Annotated in this window: 15 protein-coding genes and 1 pseudogene; 3 read left to right on the top strand and 13 right to left on the bottom strand. The window is 70.0% G+C overall.

Annotation, left to right across the window (positions count from 1 at the left end; genetic code table 11):
• Window positions 1-132: 132 nt before the first annotated feature.
• The 7 genes from QJS31_RS36940 to steA all read right to left on the bottom strand — a co-directional run bounded on the left by QJS31_RS36940 (window position 133) and on the right by steA (window position 8,174).
• Entirely contained in the window at window positions 133-1,080 is a 948-nt protein-coding gene (locus QJS31_RS36940; protein WP_372341788.1) for a ScpA family protein, read from the bottom strand.
• A gap of 245 nt (window positions 1,081-1,325) precedes the next feature.
• Complete coding sequence (locus tag QJS31_RS36935; protein ID WP_306358996.1) at window positions 1,326-2,222, bottom strand: ParA family protein; 897 nt, start codon at window positions 2,220-2,222, stop codon at window positions 1,326-1,328.
• A gap of 159 nt (window positions 2,223-2,381) precedes the next feature.
• Entirely contained in the window at window positions 2,382-3,344 is a 963-nt protein-coding gene (xerD, locus tag QJS31_RS36930; protein WP_051037133.1) for a site-specific tyrosine recombinase XerD, read from the bottom strand.
• Window positions 3,345-3,553: 209 nt separating this feature from the next.
• Window positions 3,554-4,216 (bottom strand): NUDIX hydrolase, encoded by a 663-nt coding sequence (locus QJS31_RS36925; RefSeq protein WP_282781962.1) that lies wholly within the window; start codon window positions 4,214-4,216, stop codon window positions 3,554-3,556.
• A complete protein-coding gene (locus tag QJS31_RS36920) occupies window positions 4,213-5,955 on the bottom strand; it encodes a CTP synthase (protein WP_282781964.1) in 1,743 nt (580 codons plus the stop codon). The genes QJS31_RS36925 and QJS31_RS36920 overlap by 4 nt, the downstream gene beginning before the upstream one ends.
• A gap of 76 nt (window positions 5,956-6,031) precedes the next feature.
• Window positions 6,032-6,955 (bottom strand): copper transporter, encoded by a 924-nt coding sequence (locus QJS31_RS36915; RefSeq protein WP_282781966.1) that lies wholly within the window; start codon window positions 6,953-6,955, stop codon window positions 6,032-6,034.
• Between the two features lie 7 nt (window positions 6,956-6,962).
• On the bottom strand, window positions 6,963-8,174 hold the full coding sequence (steA, locus tag QJS31_RS36910) for a putative cytokinetic ring protein SteA (protein WP_029928437.1): 1,212 nt from the start codon (window positions 8,172-8,174) through the stop codon (window positions 6,963-6,965).
• Window positions 8,175-8,385: 211 nt separating this feature from the next.
• On the opposite strand from steA, the gene QJS31_RS36905 reads away from it, so the two are divergent.
• Entirely contained in the window at window positions 8,386-8,805 is a 420-nt protein-coding gene (locus QJS31_RS36905) for an SRPBCC family protein (protein ID WP_029928439.1), read from the top strand.
• 287 nt (window positions 8,806-9,092) lie between these two features.
• Here QJS31_RS36905 and recN read toward each other — a convergent pair whose 3' ends face one another.
• Genes recN through QJS31_RS36885 form a run of 4 tightly spaced genes read right to left on the bottom strand, consistent with a single transcriptional unit; the run spans window position 9,093 to window position 13,140 of the window.
• The gene (gene recN / locus QJS31_RS36900) at window positions 9,093-10,865 is read right to left on the bottom strand and encodes a DNA repair protein RecN (RefSeq protein WP_306358993.1); all 1,773 of its coding nucleotides are present in this window, start codon (window positions 10,863-10,865) and stop codon (window positions 9,093-9,095) included.
• Window positions 10,843-11,901: an NAD kinase gene (locus QJS31_RS36895; RefSeq protein WP_282781972.1), complete on the bottom strand. Its 1,059-nt coding sequence runs from the start codon at window positions 11,899-11,901 to the stop codon at window positions 10,843-10,845. Before QJS31_RS36895 ends, recN begins: the two co-directional genes overlap by 23 nt.
• A complete protein-coding gene (locus tag QJS31_RS36890) occupies window positions 11,898-12,869 on the bottom strand; it encodes a TlyA family RNA methyltransferase (RefSeq protein ID WP_306358992.1) in 972 nt (323 codons plus the stop codon). Before QJS31_RS36890 ends, QJS31_RS36895 begins: the two co-directional genes overlap by 4 nt.
• Before the next feature lies 1 nt (window position 12,870).
• Complete coding sequence (locus tag QJS31_RS36885) at window positions 12,871-13,140, bottom strand: hypothetical protein (protein ID WP_282781975.1); 270 nt, start codon at window positions 13,138-13,140, stop codon at window positions 12,871-12,873.
• A 118-nt stretch (window positions 13,141-13,258) separates the two neighbouring features.
• Between QJS31_RS36885 and QJS31_RS36880 the strand changes: the two genes are divergently transcribed.
• Both QJS31_RS36880 and QJS31_RS36875 read left to right on the top strand, forming a co-directional pair.
• Window positions 13,259-14,023, top strand: a complete 765-nt coding sequence (locus QJS31_RS36880; RefSeq protein WP_306358991.1) for a class I SAM-dependent methyltransferase — start codon at window positions 13,259-13,261, stop codon at window positions 14,021-14,023.
• Window positions 14,024-14,124: 101 nt separating this feature from the next.
• Window positions 14,125-14,715 (top strand): hypothetical protein, encoded by a 591-nt coding sequence (locus QJS31_RS36875; protein ID WP_306358990.1) that lies wholly within the window; start codon window positions 14,125-14,127, stop codon window positions 14,713-14,715.
• Here QJS31_RS36875 and QJS31_RS36870 read toward each other — a convergent pair.
• Window positions 14,712-15,620 (bottom strand): HAD-IIA family hydrolase, encoded by a 909-nt coding sequence (locus tag QJS31_RS36870; RefSeq protein WP_282786621.1) that lies wholly within the window; start codon window positions 15,618-15,620, stop codon window positions 14,712-14,714. The genes QJS31_RS36875 and QJS31_RS36870 overlap by 4 nt on opposite strands.
• Before the next feature lie 397 nt (window positions 15,621-16,017).
• Window positions 16,018-16,944 (bottom strand): annotated as a pseudogene (locus tag QJS31_RS36865) (hypothetical protein); the annotation flags it as partial.
• Window positions 16,945-18,109: the final 1,165 nt, after the last annotated feature.

Genomic DNA, 18,109 nt, shown 5'->3' with positions numbered 1-18,109 from the left:
CGACGGCATCGTCGGCAGCGAGGGCCGCACCGCGCGCCCGATCGTCGGCTTCCGGTCCCCGGGCGGCGGGTGTGTCCGTATCCGGTGCCGGGGTGGCGGCCGATTGTGCGCCGGTGGGGTCTGTCACCTCGGTCACCCGTACTCCTCATCACTGATGGTGTCGTATATCGCGCCGCCGGTCTCCTTGGCCGCGCTGGGTTCGCCGGTCCAGCTGACCCGCAGCGGGCCCAGCGGATCGGGTTGCTCGAATTCGATATTCCGGCCCCGGTAGAGCTCGAGCAGCGCCAGGAAGCGGGCCACGATCTGCACCGGGGCCTCGCAGTCGACGATCAGCTCGTGGAAGGTCGTCCAGCCGCCCGCGCCCTTGGCCTTCAGCAACTCCAGGATGATGGCCGCCTGTTCGGCGACCGAGACGGCGTGCTGGTGGATGTGGTCGATCCCGACCTTGGGCACCGGCCGGGGCCGGAAGGCCGCCGCGGCGACCTCGGCGAATCCCGCCGCGTCAACTCCCAGGGTAACCTCCGGCAACAGGTCCAGGTAGCGCTCCTCGAGCGAGACCGCGCGCGGGTAGCGCTGCAACGCGGCGGCTTCCAGCTCGGCGAACAGTTCGGCCACCTGCTTGAAGGCGCGGTATTGCAGCAGGCGGGCGAAGAGCAGATCGCGGGCCTCCAGCAGTTCCAGATCCTCCTCGTCGGTGACCTCGCCGGAGGGCAGCAAACGGGCGGCCTTGAGATCCAGCAATGTCGCCGCCACCACCAGGAACTCGGTGGTCTGATCGAGGACCTTGTCCGCGCGCAGCCCACTGGCCTCGGCCTGCGCGGTCAAAGCCTTGGTGTAGGCGATGAATTCATCGGTCACCTTGTGCAGGGCGACCTCGGTGACATCGAGGCGGCGCGAGCTGATCAGCTGGAGCAGCAGATCGAACGGACCCTCGAAATTGCTCAACCGCAGATGAAACTTGCCGGAAGTATCCGAGCTGTCCGGAGCTGCCGAGCCATCGGGGGCCGCCGTGTCACCCGGAACGGCCGCGGTATCGGGCGATCCCGCACCCGGCGCGACGGGCGCGGCGGATGCCGCGATATCGGACACCACGGCGGTATCCGAATCACCGGCGATGTCGTCGACCACCGATGCCGCTCCATCGCGCTCCGCGGGCGTCGCCCGTTCGTCGCCGGGTTCGTCGGCATCGGAATCACCGGCACCGGGGTCGTCCTCGGGAGTGCCCGCGATGTCGTCGACCACCGCACCCGGCGGATCCGCGTCTCGTGGCACGGCGGTATCCACACCCGGCGTGACCTGCCCGGGCGCTGTCTCGGGGGAATCGTTCAACGGCCCGACCGGTGTATGACTTCCCGTGCCATGGCCCGATACGCTTCCGCGCCACCGGATTTCGGCGCCCAGGTGGTGATGGGTTCACCCGCGACACTGGCGTCGGGGAACCGGACGGTCCGCGAGATCACGGTGTCGTAGACGAGGTCGCCGAACACCTCGACCACGCGCGTCATGACCTGGCGCGAATGCAGCAGACGGGCATCGAACATGGTGACAACGATGCCGTACAGGCTCAGCGCCGGATTCAACCGGTCCCGCACCTTCTCCACGGTGTCGTTGAGCAGGGCCAGCCCGCGCAGTGAGAAGTACTCGCACTCCATGGGAATGATCACGCCGCCGGAGCAGGCCAGGGCGTTCACCGTGAGCAGGCCCAGCGAGGGCTGGCAGTCGATGAGGACATAGTCGTAGCGGTTGCGCAGCGGCGCGAGCGCCCGTCCCAGGGTCTGCTCGCGGCCGACCTCGTTGACGAGCTGGATCTCCGCGGCGGACAGGTCGATATTGCTGGGCAGCAGATCCATGCCGTCGACCTTGGTGCGCATCAGCACATCGTCCACGCCGACCTTGCCGTTGCCGACCAGCAGGTTGTGCACGGTGTGGTCCAGATCGTGGTGCGCCACACCGAGTCCCGCCGACAGCGCACCCTGCGGATCCAGATCGACCAGCAGCACCCGGCGGCCGTATTCGGCCAGTGCCGCCCCCAGATTGATGGTCGAGGTGGTCTTGCCGACCCCGCCCTTCTGATTGCACATGGCGACTATGAGCGCGTCACCGTGATGGTTGACGGGCGGAGGCTCCGGGATATCGCGTAGAGGCCGACCGGTCGGACCTAGTTCCGCGTTATCCGGTTGCACGTCCGGCGCCTCCCACAATGTCTGCGCGGCGGTTTCGATCCGCTGGCCCGCACCACCGGCTTTCGTCACGTCCGCTGCTCCTTCGACGTTCATGCCCTAACCCCGCCGCCCGTGCGGCACGGTCCCTAATAGACGCTACCGCCTGTCCACGCAAGACCCCGGCTCGGACACGCACCCTAAAGCTGCACTTCAGACTGGCTACCGGGCCCGAGGATGAGCTGTCGCCCATACCTCGTGCAGCGTTCCGACGGTGACCAGAGTGTAGATCTGAGTGGTGGTCACCGAGGCGTGACCGAGAAGCTCCTGCACCACCCGCACATCCGCGCCGCCGTCGAGCAAATGTGTGGCGAACGAATGGCGCAGGGTATGCGGCGACACCTGGGCCGCGATTCCGGCGCGTTCGGCCGCGGCCTGCAACACCTGCCAGGCACTCTGGCGCGATAGTCGACCACCCCGGTGATTGAGGAACAGCGCCGGATTTCCCTTGCCGCGCAGGGCGAGTGCGGGGCGGCCGCGCACCAGGTAGGCGTCCACGGCGGCCAGCGCCGGGCGGCCGATGGGCACCATGCGCTGTTTACCGCCCTTGCCGCGCAGCACCACCGCGCGCTCCCCCGTATCGATATCGTCGACATCCAGGTCGATGATCTCCGAGATGCGCGCACCCGTGGAATACAGCAACTCCAGCAGGGCGCGATCGCGTAATCCGCGCGGCCCATCTGCGACATCGCCACCGGCGGCATCCAGCAGCCGGGAAATCTGCTCGTACGGCAGCGCTTTCGGCAGGCGGCGGGCCGGGGCCGGGGGTTTCACCGGATGCGCCACATCGGCGCTGGTCATTCCCTCCGCCGCGGCGAACCGGTGCAGTCCGCGCACGGCCACCAGCGCCCGCGCCGCCGAACTGGCCGCCAGCGGGGGGCGTTCGGCATCGCCGGAGCGCAGCGCCACCATGAAATCCCCGATATCGGTCTCCGAGACCGCTGCCAGTCCGGCGACGCCCCGGGCCGCCAGGAACTCCCGATAGCGTCCGAGATCACGGCGGTAGGCCGCGAGGGTGTTGCGCGCGGCCCCCTTCTCGACGGTGAGATGGTCGAGGTAGGCGTCGATCTCCCGCCGCAGCGCATCGCGATCCCGGTTCTCGGCGGTGGTCGCGGCGGCAGTCACGGACCCATCATGGCAGTCCGCACCGACGGATTCGGCAGCGACGCCGCCCAGACAAGACCGCTCGGTCGGCGGGCAGACCCACCACCTCCTTGGCGGACGCGGTTCAAGCGGCAGGCCGAGATGGTGTCGACCGGCCCCGCGCGTGCGGCGGCGCCGTCGCGCCAGGGCGGCGCGACAGCAGACCGCTCGCTACTTTTCGCTGGCTTCGCCTACTTTTCGCTGGCCTCGGCGGACTTCCTGGCCAGGAAGGCGGTCGGCATGTCCGGCCACGGCGCGTCGGCCGCCCGCAGCGGCGCACCGGTCGCCCGCGCGGTCACCAGCGCCAGCAGTCCGGCCACGGCGGTGGCATTGGTGATCTCCCCCGCCAAGGCCGCCCGCACGGCCGCGTCCAGCGGCATGCGGACGATCTCGATATCCGCCTCTTCCAATTCCGGCTCGGGCCGCTCGGTCTCGTACAGGCCGGTGGCCAGATAGACGCGCAGCGCCTCATCGGTAAACCCCGGTGACAGCGCCACGTCCACCAGCACCGACCACTCCCGCGCGGCCAGACCGGTCTCCTCGGTCAGCTCCCGCCGCGCCGCCTCCAGCGGATCCTCCCCCGGCTGATCCAGCAGCCCGGCGGGCAGTTCCAGCAGGCGCCGCCCGAGCGGATGCCGATACTGGTTGATCAACACCACGGTGTCGTCGTCCTCGAGCGCCACCACCGCCACCGCGGGGTGATGCTCGATGACCTCGCGCTGGGCGACCCGCCCGCCCGGCATGGCCACCTCGTCCAGCCGCAGCGCGAGGATCGCGCCGGAGTACGCGGTGCGACTGTCGACGATGTCGAAGTCGTGGGTGCCGGGGGCCGAGTCGCCGTGCGCTGAGGTCATTTCGCTACTTTCTCACCCGCTTCGGCGGGCGCGGTATCCGGGATCTCCACCGGAAGCCGTTCGGCCGCCTTGTATTTCAGTGCCGCCGCGATGAGCGCCGCGAACAGCGGATGCGGGCGCGTGGGCCGGGACTTGAGTTCCGGATGCGCCTGGGTGGCCACGAAGAACGGGTGCTTGTCCTGCGGCAGCTCGACGAATTCGACCAGATGCCCGTCAGGCGAGGTGCCGCTGAACTTCAGGCCGCTCTTGGCGATCTTGTCGCGGTAGGCGTTGTTGACCTCGAAGCGATGCCGGTGCCGCTCGGACACCTCGGTCTCGCCGTACGCCTGCGCGACCACCGAACCCGGCTCCAGGACCGCGGGGTACGCGCCCAGGCGCATGGTGCCGCCCAGATCGGCCTCCCCGGCCACGGCCTGCTCCTGATCGGCCATGGTGGAGATGACCGGATGTTTGGTCTCGGGCTCGAACTCCGCCGAGTTGGCGTCCTTGAGCCCCACCGTGCGCGCCGCCTCGATCACCACGCACTGCAGGCCCAGGCACAGGCCCAGCAGCGGAATGCCGTGGGTGCGGGCGTAGCGGATGGCCCCGACCTTGCCCTCGATGCCGCGAATACCGAATCCGCCCGGAATCAGCACCCCGTCCACATCGGACAGGTGCTGCTGCGCGCCCGCCTCGGTATCGCATTCGTCGGACTGCACCCAGCGGATGTTCACCTTGGCCTTGGCGGCGAATCCGCCCGCGCGCAGCGCCTCGGTGACCGACAGGTAGGCATCCGGCAGGTCCACGTACTTGCCGACCAGCGCCACGGTGACCTGTTCGCGCGGGTTGTGCACCCGGTCCAGCAGATCACCCCACACCGTCCAGTCCACGTCGCGGAACGGCAGGCCCAGCTTGCGCACCACATAGGCGTCCAGGCCCTCACGGTGCAGCACCTTGGGAATGTCGTAGATGGACGGCGCGTCCGGGGTGGACACGCAGGCGTCCACCTCGACGTCGCACATGAGCGCGATCTTGTTCTTGAGCGGCTCCGGCACCTCGCGGTCGCAGCGCAGGATCAGCGCGTCGGGCTGGATGCCGATATTGCGCAGCGCGGCCACCGAGTGCTGGGTCGGCTTGGTCTTGAGCTCGCCGGACGGGCCCAGGTAGGGCACCAGCGTCACATGCAGGAAGAAGCAGTTGTCGCGCCCCACCTCGTGGCGGATCTGGCGCGCCGCCTCCAGGAACGGCTGCGACTCGATATCGCCGACGGTGCCGCCGATCTCGGTGATGACCACATCCGGGATCTGACCCTGGCGATCCGGTCCCGCCATGGCGGTGATGCGGCTCTTGATCTCATCGGTGATGTGCGGGATGACCTGCACGGTGTCACCGAGGTATTCGCCGCGGCGCTCCTTCGCGATGACCGACGAATAGATCTGGCCGGTGGTGACATTGGCGTACCCCGACAGATCGCGGTCGAGGAAGCGTTCGTAATGCCCGACGTCCAGGTCCGTCTCCGCGCCGTCCTCGGTCACGAACACCTCACCATGCTGGAAGGGGTTCATTGTGCCGGGATCGACATTGAGATACGGATCCAGCTTCTGCATGGTGACGCGCAAACCACGCGCCGTCAGCAACTGTCCGAGGCTGGAAGCGGTCAGGCCCTTACCGAGTGATGAGGCGACACCGCCGGAGACGAAGATGTGCTTCGTGGCCGTCGTATTATGAGCGGAGCGCGCCGGAATCCGTGATTGACCCACGGGACTCCACGGTAACACGGATCCGCCGGGCTGTTCACACGCCGCGCGGACCGATCGCCACCGATTAGCTATCAGTTCAGCGTGGCATGGCCGCGACTGTGAGCGAGGTCGCCCGATCGCCGGTGCCGTATCGGCCGGTTCCGCCGCTCAACTGCTCGGTCAGCGCGAGCGCCGTGGTGAGGCGGCCGATCTCGTGGTCCACATTGTCGACGGTGGTGACCGTTGCCAAGGGGGCTTCGTCACGCGCCACCGCGATCGGTCCGGACCCGGCGGCCGCACCCGCGCGACCCGCCAGCACCACACCCGCCCCGCGCGCCTTCAGGCCACCGGCGAAGCGAGCGATGATGGTGCCGCGCTGGTTCTCGTCGGCGCGGACGCCGTCACCGGTGACGACCACCGCGAGATCGGCGGGGCGCACCTCCCCTGCCGGGGCGAGGAAACCGCCGCCGCGCAGGGTCTCCAGCGCCAGGCCGCGCTCCTGATCGCTGCCGCGCGGCTGCCGGTTGGCGGGATCGGTGAGCAGCAGCAGGCCCAGCAGGTCACCGCCCAGACTGCCCTGATCGGTCGCGCCGGTGCCGAGCTGCGCGCCCGCGGGGACCAGGTTGGCGACGGCGGTACGCAGCCGGTCGCCCTCACCGGAATCGGTGAAGGCGTTGGTGAGCGCGATCTGCCCGGTAACGGTCGCCCCGGCGGTGGTGAGCGATTTGGTGACCGCGTCCACATCCGCGAGATCGGCGTCGGGCGTGGTGAATACGACGACGCCGCGATCGGTCAGGCTGCCCGCCAACAGTTTCGGCGCCGCACCGGCGAGGAAGGCGTCGGCGGCCCGCAATTGCTCAGTGAGCCGGGCATTCTCGGTGCGCAGGTCCCCGGCCTGCCCGCCGCCCTCGCCCATTCCGGGTAGCAGACCGTCGTTCGCGCGAGCGCCGAGCACCACGCCGACGGCGAGGGCCAGGAAGACCGCGGCGATCGACACGGCGTGGTAGCGAAGCGAAATCATGGGTCCCCTAGCTGCTTCGGTCGAGAAGGCCGCGAACCCAGAGTTCGAAGCGGTTCCAGGCGTCGATACCGGAATCGATCACCTCATTGCCCAGGTGCGTGGCCAGCAGCGCCACGATCAACGCCACCAGCGCGGCGAGCACCACCAGCGCGACCGCCCAGCCGGAGCCGCGCTGCCGGTACAGCGTGGCAACGGCTTTCGCGTCCATGAGCGTGGTGCCGATCTTCAGCCGGGTGAGGAAGGTGGCGGGATTCGAATCGCGGCGGCCGCGGTCGAAGAAGTCGTCCAGGGAGGCGGCGGCGCCGCAGGTGACGATGAGCGACGCCCCGTGGTGATTGGCCAGCAGCAGTGCGAGATCGGCGGCCGCGCCCGAGGACGGGAAGGTGGTCGCGCCGATGCCCAGATCCTGGATGCGCTCCAAACCCTTGGCGTGCCCGTCGGTATCGGCGGGCAGGATCACCTCGGCACCGCATTTGAGGGTGGTGGCGGTGATCTCCTCGGGATCGCCGACGATGAGGTCGGGCCGATATCCGTTGCGGGTCAGGGTGTCCGCGCCACGTCCCACACCCACCAGGATGGGCGCGTACTCCTTGATGAACGGTTTGATGCGCTTGAGATCCTCGGCGTGATCGGAACCGTCGGCCACCACCACGACGTGGCGCTTGCGCATGTCGAGTTCGAGTTCGGGCACGCCGATGCCGTCGATGAGCAGACCGCTCTCGGTGCGGATGAACTCGATGGTGTTGCCCGCGAACGCCTCCAGGTGATCGGCCAACCCGTTGCGGGCCTCGATCATGCGCTCGGCGATGGAGGATTCGGTGAGTTCCACGCACTCGACGAGGACCTCGGGCTCCTTCTTGGTCAGCTTGTCGCTGTAGACGACGCCGTCGTCGACGCGGACCTTCGCGCCGTCCTTGATGCGTTTGAACACATCGGTGGTGACGGTGTCCAGCAGCAGGATGCCATTGGCCACCAGCACTTCCGGGCCCAGATTCGGATAGCGGCCGGAGATGGACGGCGAGGCGTTGATCACCACCGCCACCCCGGCCTCGACCAGGCGGTCGGCGGTGAGGCGGTCGAGGTCCATCTCGTCCAGCACTACCACGTCCCCGGGTCCCACGCGCTGGAGTAGACGTCGGGTATTGCGGTCGACCCGGGCGATCCCGGACAGGCCCGGCAGCGTCTCGGTGGGTTTCGACAACAGTCCCAGCATCTTCATAACGCCCGATGGTTACAGGAAAGTCTCAACCATTGGTGGAGGCGCGCCGCACCATCAATCACATTCGTCACTGTGATGCCACCATGTCCCGCCATCATGACCGAAAGCGACAGTGCCCGTGACCACAGGTACCGATATGCTCCGGGGCGTAGCTGTCCCGGACATTCAGGGGATTCGGTTTGGCAGCTCGACCGAAGGAGACAATGCCGTCATGGCCAGCACCACCGTCGACACCGTGATCGCCGCCCCGCGGGAGGTCGTCTACCGGCTCTTCGCCGATCGCGACGCGATGGCAGCCTACCTGCCCATCCAGATCTCGCTCATCCAGCCCGGCGCGGGCGCCCCCTCCGGTGTGGGCGCGCGCTACAAGCTCGGCCTCGGCCCGGTCGGCGTCACGGAAGAGACCCTCGAACTGGTGCCCAATGAGCGCATGGTCTACCAGATCGTCGCGGGCGCGCCGGTGAAGCGGCATGTCGGCACCGTCACCTTCGCCGACGCTCCGGGCGGCACCCGGGTGGTCTACACCATGGAATCCGAGCCCAGCCTGCCCGTTCCGGCCAAGGCCCTGGAGTTGGGTCTGAAGGGCCTGATCAACGCCTTTCTCAGTGGCGCTCGCAAAGCGGTGAAGTAGGGCGAACCCGCCTCCGACCGGCCCGTCCCCGCTCCGGAGGCGGGCCTCGCCATGTCGGCTCGGGATTCCGATGCGAGCCGCCACCGGGTCGCGGCCGCGTACGTGGTATTCGATGGGTATCGACGCAACGGGGTCTCGGTGAATGTCGCGGGCTGGCCGGTGGCCGAGCTGCTGCTGAGCCGCGCCGGCGCGTCGACAGCGGCAGTATCGCCCCGCGTGGGCGAACTCGGTGCGGCCACCGGCGCGCTCACCCGCCTGCGGCGACGCCGCAGCCGTCCGATCGCGAATCAGTCGGCCGCGCCGACCTTTTCGGCGTGCGCGGTGGTGAGCAGCTCCCAGGCGTGGGCGCGGCCGGTCTCGGTGTCGCCGAGACCGGCCAGCATGCGGGCCAGTTCGGCGACGCGCTCGTCCTGGGTGAGGGCGCGGACCCCGGAGTTGACGCCCTTGCCGTCGTCCACCTTGTCCACCACCAGGTGGGTATCGGCGAAGGCCGCCACCTGCGGTAGATGGGTCACCACGATCACCTGGTGGGTGCGCGCCAGAGTGGCCAGGCGGCGGCCGATCTCGACGGCCGCGCGGCCGCCGACCCCGGCGTCCACCTCGTCGAAAACCATGGTGGTGCCGTGCTCGGAACTGGCCAGCACCACTTCCAGGGCGAGCATGACGCGTGAGAGCTCACCGCCGGAGGCACTCTTGCTCAACGGCAGCGGCTGCGCGCCGGAATGCGCCGCGAGCCGGAATTCCACCTCGTCCACACCGGTGGAACCGGCATGCAGTTCCGAACCGTCCACCTTCAACGGCGCGGAATCCTGGGCGGCGGCCGGGAGCGGCCGCACCACGACCTCGAGTTTGGCGCGCCCCATGGCCAGGCCGGACAGTTCGGCGCTCACCGCGGTCGCGAGTTTGCCCGCCGCCCTGGTGCGCGCGGCGGTGAGTTTGCGCGCCGCCTCGCGCACCTTCTCCGCCGCGCTGTCGACCTCGGCCGACAGCGCCGACAACGCCTCCTCGGAGACGTCCAGGGAGTCCAGGCGGGTGCGCGCCTCATTCGCCCAGGCGATTACGCCGTCGATATCGGGGGCGTATTTCCGGGTCAGCGTTTTGAGTTCGGCCTGCCGGGTCAGCATGGTGTCGAGCGCACCGGGGTCCGACGGCAGATCCGACAGGTAGGAGCTGAGTTCGGTGGTCAGGTCGACGACCACCGCGATGGCGTCGCCGAGCCGCGGGGCCAGCCCCGCCAGCGCCGGATCCTCGGCCGCCTCGATGCGGGCGCGGGCGGTGCCCAGCAGATCCAGCGCACCGCCGCCCTCACCGGGAGCGTCGGCCGGACCGGCCAGCGCGTCGTGCGCGGTGGCGGCCGCCTCACGCAGCGAATCCAGATCCGAGAGCCGCCGCACCTCGGACACCAGGTGTTCGTCCTCACCGGGTTGCGGTGCGATGGCGTCGATTTCGGTCAGCGACTGCTCGAGCCGGGCGGCCTCGAGCGCCAGTTCCCTACTGCGCGCGGTGCGTTCGAGCAGTTCGGTGCGGGCGTCGAGCCACTTGCGCCGCTCCTTCTGATATTTGCGCAGCAGCGGACCGACGCTGTCGGAGGCGAACTGGTCCAGGGCGTGCAACTGCTGATCGGGCCGCTGCAGCCGCAACTGATCGTTCTGACCGTGCACGGTGAGCAGCGGCGTCGTGAAATCCGACAGTACCGCGGCCGGAACGCTGCGCCCGCCCAGGTGCGCGCGGGAGCGGCCGTCGCTGCCCACGGTGCGCACGGCGATGATGGAACCGTCGTCATCGCGTTCGGCGCCGGTGGATTCCAGCACCCCGTCCACTTCGGCGACGGCGCCCTCGTGTACCTCGTCGAGGGTGAAGCGGCCCTCCACCACCGCCCGCGACGCACCCAACCGAACCCGGCCGGGGTCGGCGCGCGCACCGCTCAGCAGGTGCAGGCTGGTCACCACCATCGTCTTCCCCGCGCCCGTCTCACCGGTCAAACAGGTCAAACCCTCATGGAATTGCGCTGTGGCGGTGGAAATGACGCCCAGGCCGTCAATCCTGATCTCTGTCAGCACTCGTGCTCTCCGTTCGGCGGTGTTCGACGTCGCCTGCTCGGGGTCGCTGCGTGGTTACGCGGGCTTCCTCCTCCGCGCCCAGCCGGGCAGACGAGCGGCCCCGCCAGCCTGTCACGGGCAACTGGAATTTGCGCACCATCCGATCCGCGAAGGGTGCGGAATCCAGCCGCACCAGCAGTACCGGCTCGGTCCCACGGACCGCCTCGACCCGGCCGCCTCGCGGCAGTGCGAGGGTGCGTCGGCCGTCGAGGAAAACTATCGCATCGTGGCCCGTCGCAACGGTTTCCACCGCTATGCGCGAATCCGGGCTGGCCACCAGGGGTCGCGCGAACAGGGCGTGGGCATTGCTCGGGATCACCAGCAGCGCCTCGAGTTCCGGCCACACCACCGGGCCGCCCGCGGAGAACGCGTACGCGGTGGAACCGGTGGGGGTGGCGACCAGCACGCCGTCACAGCCGAAGGACGAGACCGGGCGGCCGTCCACTTCGAGGACGACCTCCAGCACCCCCATCCGCGCCGAATTCTCGATACTGGCCTCGTTGAGCGCCCACCCGCGTTCGGTGATCGTATCGTCCACGCGCACGGTGACATCGATGGTCATGCGCCGCTCGATGCGGTAGTCACGGCGCACCACCTGGGCGAGGGCCTCGTCCAGATTCTCGGCCTCGGCCTCGGTGAGGAAACCGATGCGGCCCAGATTGATGCCCAGCACCGGCACATTGGCCTCGCGGGCGAGTTCCGCCGCCCGCAGGAAGGTGCCGTCACCGCCGAGGGCGAGCACCATTTCGCAACCGATGGCGGCTTCGGGGCCGTGCTCCATCACACGCACCGGATACCCGTCGGGGCGGCCCTGCTCGTCGGTGTCGAAGCGGGTGCTGTACGCCTCGTCCGCCAGCACCCGCAGGCCGATCCCGAACTGCTCGAAGATCTTCGCCACCCGGTGCGCGGTCTCGGTGAGTTCGGCGCGGCCGGGGTGGGCGACCAGCAAGATCTCCCGAGTCTTCGCGTCGTGCAACCGACCGCTCTCCCCGCTCACTGCGGACCCTCCTCCACCGCGCGCTGGATCAGCGCCGCCACCCGTTCCTCCTCGACCGCATCGTAGGCGGCGGCACCGACAGCCGCCGCCTCGGGCGCGGCCGGGCGACCGGTTCCCGCACCGTCTTCCGGAACGGACGGAACTCCCGGGTGCGCACTCGCGGACGAGTCCGCTGCGGTGCCGGCGATCGACCCGGTCGAATGGTCGGCGCCGGACGGCTCCTTGCGCAGCCAGAGGAAGTACTCCACATTCCCCGACGGTCCCGGCAGCGGGCTCGCGACCACGCCGTGGGTGCGCAGTCCCAGCCGTGCGGCGGCCGTGGCCACCGCACGCACCGCCTCCGCGCGCAGCGCCGGATCCCGCACCACACCGCCGGACCCGACGCGTTCCTTGCCCACCTCGAACTGGGGTTTCACCATCGGCAACAGATCCGCGCCCGGGGCGCAGCACAGTGCCAGCGCGGGCAGCACCAGGCCGAGGGAGATGAAGGACAGGTCCGCCACCACCAATTCGACTGTGCCCCCGATGAGTTCCGGGGTCAGGGCCCGCACGTTGGTGCGGTCGTGCACCTCGACGCGGTCGTCGCTGCGCAGCCGCCAGACGAGTTGGCCGTAGCCGACATCGGCGGCCACCACCGCCGCGGCCCCCTTCGACAGCAGCACATCGGTGAACCCGCCGGTGGACGCGCCCGCGTCCAGGCACCGCTTACCCGCGACGGTGACACCCTGCGGTTCGAACGCCGCCAGCGCACCCACCAGTTTGTGCGCGCCGCGCGAGGCCCACCGCACTTCGTCGGGCTCTTCCCGCACCAGCAGCGGGGTCGCGGTCTCCACCCCCGTCGCCGGTTTGGTGGCGACCGTTCCATTGATCAGGACGCGACCCGCCGAGATCAGCTCGACCGCGTGTTCCCGCGACCGCGCCAATCCGCGGCGAACCAGTTCCGCGTCCACTCGTGCGCGCCTGGCCACCTCAGATCTTGTCCACCGTTGCCAGGGCCTGCACCAAGACCTCGTGCGCCTGCTCGAGGATGCGGGCCCGCCGCGCGATATCGATCCCCTCGCCGCTCGAATCCCGCGCACCCGCGTGCAATTCCGCCAGCAACTCGTCGACCTCCGCGCGCACCCGACCCGGATCGGCGAAGTCCGCTTGATTCGCGCCCGGCAGATGCTGACCGGGCAGTGGCGCCCCGGGGCGGGGGCCGGGCACGGGCGCATGCGGGCGTGGCGTGGGCGTAGTCATCGTGGCGACAACGCTACCGGAACTCACATTCGAACACACGTACCGCATCCCTCCGATCCGGTCGCCGACCGGGCGCGCCGCGAAAATCGTTTGCCCCGGACTGCGAGGATCGACGGTTATGGGACGTGACTTCGACGAACTCGTGGCGGAGGCCGAGTCGGTAGCGGTGGACGGCTGGGATTTCTCCTGGCTGGACGGCCGCGCCAGCGAGGAGCGCCCGTCGTGGGGGTACCGGAAGCAGCAGGCGCGGCGGCTGGCGCGGGCGCGCGCCGCCCTGGATATCCAGACCGGCGGCGGTGAGGTGCTGGCCGAGGCATCGACGTTTCCGCCGACCATGGTCGCCACCGAATCGTGGCCGCCGAATCTGGTGAAGGCCACCCGGCTGCTGCATCCGCGCGGGGTCGTGGTGGTCGCCGATCCGGACGAACCGCCGCTGCCCTTCGCGGACGACGCCTTCGATCTGGTGACGAGCCGGCATCCGGCCACCATCTGGTGGGCGGAGATCGCGCGCGTGCTGGAACCCGGCGGCACCTACTTCGCCCAGCACGTCGGCCCGGCCAGTGTGTTCGAACTCGTCGAATACTTCCTCGGGCCGCAGCCGCAGGCGCGCGGCGAACGCCATCCCGACGCCGAGACCGGCGCGGCGCGGGCGGCGGGGCTGGAGGTCGTGCGGTGTGAGCCGGAGCGGCTGCGCATGGAGTTCCACGACATCGGCGCGGTGATCTACTTCCTGCGCAAGGTCATCTGGATGGTGCCCGGCTTCACCGTGGACGCCTATCGCGATCGGCTGCGCGACCTGCACCAGCGGATCGAGCGGGAGGGTCCGTTCATCGCGTACGCCGCGCGCACGCTGGTCGAGGCACGCAAGCCCAGTACGCCGTAGTCGCTGCGGTCGCGCTGCCGCTGGGCGAATGTCGGGTTAGTGTCGGCGGCGGGTGGGATTCGCCCTCCCCCAGCAGTTTCCCGATCGGTCGGAGTTCTCGAATGGCCAGATATACACTCACCGCCGCTGGTGTGCTGTTTCTCCTCTACCCGGTGCTGCGGCCGTGGCACGACGAGACCACGACGGAGGGCGCGGCCGCCGCCATGGGGTCCACCCTATGGGTGGTGTCACATGTCTGCGCCATGATCGGATTCGTGCTCGTATCCCTCGGGCTGCTCGGCATTCGCGATCGCATCGGGATCGGACCGGTGGCCGCCATGTGGGTGGGCACGGGATTGACGCTTCCCTACTACGGTGCCGAGGATTTCGGTTTGTACGCGATGGCGACCGAGGGCGACCGCGACGATCTGCTCGCGGTGGCCGACGCACTCCGGTTCGCCCCCATTCCGGCGGCGATGTTCGGAATCGGACTGATCACGGTGGCTGCGGCGAGTGTGTGGGTCGCGGGCGCGTTGCGGGACAGTGCCGCCCGTTACGCGGCCATGGTATTCGCGGCCGGGTTCGTGCTGTTCATGCCGCAGTTCTTCGGGCCGCCCGCCGTGCGCATCGCGCACGGCGTCCTCGTTCTCGCCGGATGCGTGTGGCTCGGCTTCACCGCCGCCGAGGCGAGTCGGCGCACCGCCCGCCGCTAGCCGTCGCGGGGTGTGGGCGGTACGGAGACCGCTACCGCCCGGCCGGGGTGACACGACAGCAGTTCGGCGATGCGGTCGGCGATGTCCCCACCGTCGACGGCGATCGGATCGTGTTCGGCCACGGGATGATTCAGGGCATCGAGGGATTCCGCGACATAGGTGGGGAGCCGGTCCGGCCGCCTGTTCAGGTCGGCCAGCGTGCTGACGCCGGTGAGCACCATGAGCGATTCCAGACCGGCGGTGAGCGCGCCGTCGATATCGGTGTCGAGACGATCGCCGACGACCAGGGCGGAGCGGGTTCCGGCGCGCGCCAGCGCGTCCTCCATGAGCGGCGCGTGCGGCTTGCCCGCCACCGTGGGCTCACGATCGGAGGCGGTCCGCAGGGCGGCGACCATGGACCCGTTGCCCGGGGCCAATCCGCGCTCGTTGGGGAGGGTGGCATCGGTATTGGCGGCCACCCACAGCGCACCCGCGCGCAATGCGTAGGCGGCCTCGGCGAGATCGGCCCAGGCCGTGTGCGGGGAGTGACCCTGCACCACGGCGGCGGGCGCGATGCCATTGAAGCGCCGGACCGGTTGCAGGCCGACATCTTCCACCTCGGCCACCAGGTCGTCGGTGCCGACCACCAGCACGGTGGAGCCCGGCGCCAGGCGCGCGGCCAGCAGGTGCGCGGCCGCCTGCGCGCTGGTGACCACCTCGTCTTCGGTTGCGGTGAAACCGAGTTCGCGCAGATGCCGGGCCACGCTGGCACCCGAGCGACTCGCGTTGTTGGTCACGTACAGCAACCGCTGGGTCGCACCCTCGCTCGACAGCGCCTCCGACGCACCGGGAATCGGGGCATGACCGCGAAACAGCGTGCCATCCAGATCCAACAGCAGCGCACCGAACCGATCCCGTAGCCGCATTCCGCCGCTCCCCTCTCTCGTTGTCCTGCCACCCGCGCCGCGGGACGAAACCTCAGCCGCGGTCGGACCGCTCGGTGTCGTCCGGCACGGTGTCGTCGCCGAAGTCGGCGGCCAGAGCGTCCGCGGCCGCCTCGGCATCGGTGACGGCGTCGGCCAGCGCGGCGGTATCCGTGTCGTCGCCGGTAGCAGCGGCCTCGGCATCCGCGACGGTGTCCGTGTCGTCGCCCGTTGCAGCGGCCACGGCGTCCGCGACGGTCTCGTCCGCGGTGGCGTCCTCCGCGACGCTGCCGTCCTCGTCGGAATCGTTCTCGACGGAATCGTTCTCGTCGGAGTCGTTCTCGTCGGGGTCGTTCTCGTCGTCATCGGCGAAGGCGGCGTTGCTGGCCCATTCGACGGAGTCCGGATCGGCCAGGTCGGCGGCGCGCTCCTCGGCGTCGGTTTCGCCGTCGAGGTCGGCGGAGGCGGCGTTCATGAACCAGGTCAGGGCCTCTTCCTCGCGACCTGCGGCGAGCAGGGCCTCGGCGTAGGCGTAATCGAGGCGCGCGGCGGCCGAGCCGGTGCGGCTCGGGTCCAGGTCGGGAGTTTGCAGGGTGACGACGGCCTGGTCGTACTGACCGAGGTCCATGCGGGCGCCCGCGACCACGATGCGCAGTTCGGTGGCCTCGTCACCCTGCAGCAGCCGGGCCTCATCGCTGCGGCCGAGTTCGATGGCGCGTTCGGGCCGGCCGAGGCCGCGCTCGCAGTCGGCCATGACGGCCAGCAGGCCCGCGCCGCCGGACATGCGGCGGGCGGTCCGCAGTTCGGACAGCGCCTCCGCCCACTCCCCCGCGTGATACGCGGCGACACCGGCGGTTTCGCGCACCACGGCGATCCGCCCGGCCCGCTGCCGCGCCGCCCGCGCGTGTTCGAGCGCCTGCTCCGGATCCTCCTCCAGCAGGCGAGCGACCATCACCAGGTGCCGGGCCACGGTCTCGGCATTGTTCTTGTCCAAACTCAGCAGATCGCGGCGCACCGCACCGTCGAGATCGCCGGGCTGCACGTCCTCCGGCAGCGCGGGCTCGTCCAGGCGGGCCGGACGCCGATCGCTTCCGCGACCACCCGCGGCGGCACCTTCGCCGCCGCGGCGACGATCCGCGCTGTCCCGGTGGACATTCCGGCCGCCTTCGTCCTCGCGCCCGGCACCGCGGCGGTCATCACCGGCGCGCCCGAAACCGCCACGCCCCTCGTACCCGGCCCCGCGACGACCCTCATCGCGGCCGCCGAAATCACGGCGATCGTCACCACCGCGCCGATCCTCGTCGCGGCCGAAGGTGCGACGGTCATCGCGCCCAGGGCCACGGCGGTCGTCGTCTCGGCCGCCACCGCGACGGTCGTCGTCGCGACCGTAGTTCCGCCGCTCGCCGCCACCGAAGCCGCGACGGTCGTCACGCCCCGCGGAGTCACGGCCTGCGGAGTCACGGCCCTTGAAACCGCCGTGGTCGCGCTTGTCGCCGCCGAATCCGCTGCGGCCGAAGCCTTCTCGATCGCCCCGACGCTCGTGGCCGCGTCCGGAACCCTCCCCGCGCCCGGCGTTGTCGCGACCGAAGCCCCGGCCACCGTCCCGCCCGGAGTTGTCGCGCGAGAAGCCGCCGCGATTGCCGCCGCGGTCGTCATCACGACGGAAACCACCGCGCTCGCCGCCCTCACGGCGGAACCCGCCCCGGTCGCCGCCGAAGCGCGACCCACCGCGCTCGTCATCGCGGCGCGACCCCCGAGCGTCATCACGGCGGAAGCCCCGGTCATCGTCACGACGGCCACCGCGCTCATCATCGCGGCGGAAGCCCCGTTCGCTCTCACGCCGGAAACCGCCCCGATCGTCACCGCGCGAGCCACCGCGATCATCACCGCGACGGAATCCACCCCGGTCGTCGCCGCGGCCGTAGCCCCCGCGCTGATTATCACCGCGCGAACCGCCGCGGTCGTCGTCCCGACGGAATCCCCGGTCGTTGTCACGCCGGAAACCGCCCCGATCGTCACCGCGCGAACCGCCGCGGTCATCACCGCGGAAACCGCCTCGGTCGTTTCGTTCACCGCCACGGCGGAAGCCGCCGTCGTCGTCTCGGCGGGAGTTCCCGCGTTCACCCTCGCGGCGGAAGCCGCCGCGGTTCTCGCCACGGCCGGAGCTGTCACGGTTGTAGCCGCCCTCGCGGCGCGGACCGGATGCGCGGTCCCGGTCTCGTCGATCGTCCGCCGCGTCATCACGTCCCGAACGGTGGAAACCGCCCTGGCCCGATCCGCTGCTACGGCGGAACGGCTTCCTGCCGTCGTTCTGCTCCGACACGGTGATCCCTCTCTAGTCCTGTTGTGCCTGCCGTACCCGGCCGCGGCGCTGCGCTGCGCGTGAGGGCTGACGGGGGGACCCGCCAACTCAAATTCAATCACGCAGCGTCGAGCGTCCTCGCGGCACCGGGTGCTGAAACGCCGAAAGGGGACCCAGTGTTGGGTCCCCT

The organism is Nocardia sp. CC213A (assembly GCF_030766805.1).
Lineage (GTDB): Bacteria > Actinomycetota > Actinomycetes > Mycobacteriales > Mycobacteriaceae > Nocardia > Nocardia otitidiscaviarum.
The sequence above is the reverse complement of the archived record's forward strand: the minus strand, read 5'-3'. Positions and strand labels throughout refer to the sequence as shown.

What these genes read in the sequence shown, in the direction of transcription:
- QJS31_RS36925 (WP_282781962.1), bottom strand. Translation starts at nt 4,216, where the DNA reads ATGACCTCAGCGCACGGCGACTCGGCCCCCGGCACCCACGACTTCGAC.
- QJS31_RS36915 (WP_282781966.1), bottom strand. Translation starts at nt 6,955, where the DNA reads ATGATTTCGCTTCGCTACCACGCCGTGTCGATCGCCGCGGTCTTCCTG.
- steA (WP_029928437.1), bottom strand. Translation starts at nt 8,174, where the DNA reads ATGAAGATGCTGGGACTGTTGTCGAAACCCACCGAGACGCTGCCGGGC.
- QJS31_RS36905 (WP_029928439.1), top strand. Translation starts at nt 8,386, where the DNA reads ATGGCCAGCACCACCGTCGACACCGTGATCGCCGCCCCGCGGGAGGTC.
- QJS31_RS36885 (WP_282781975.1), bottom strand. Translation starts at nt 13,140, where the DNA reads ATGACTACGCCCACGCCACGCCCGCATGCGCCCGTGCCCGGCCCCCGC.
- QJS31_RS36880 (WP_306358991.1), top strand. Translation starts at nt 13,259, where the DNA reads ATGGGACGTGACTTCGACGAACTCGTGGCGGAGGCCGAGTCGGTAGCG.
- QJS31_RS36875 (WP_306358990.1), top strand. Translation starts at nt 14,125, where the DNA reads ATGGCCAGATATACACTCACCGCCGCTGGTGTGCTGTTTCTCCTCTAC.
- QJS31_RS36870 (WP_282786621.1), bottom strand. Translation starts at nt 15,620, where the DNA reads ATGCGGCTACGGGATCGGTTCGGTGCGCTGCTGTTGGATCTGGATGGC.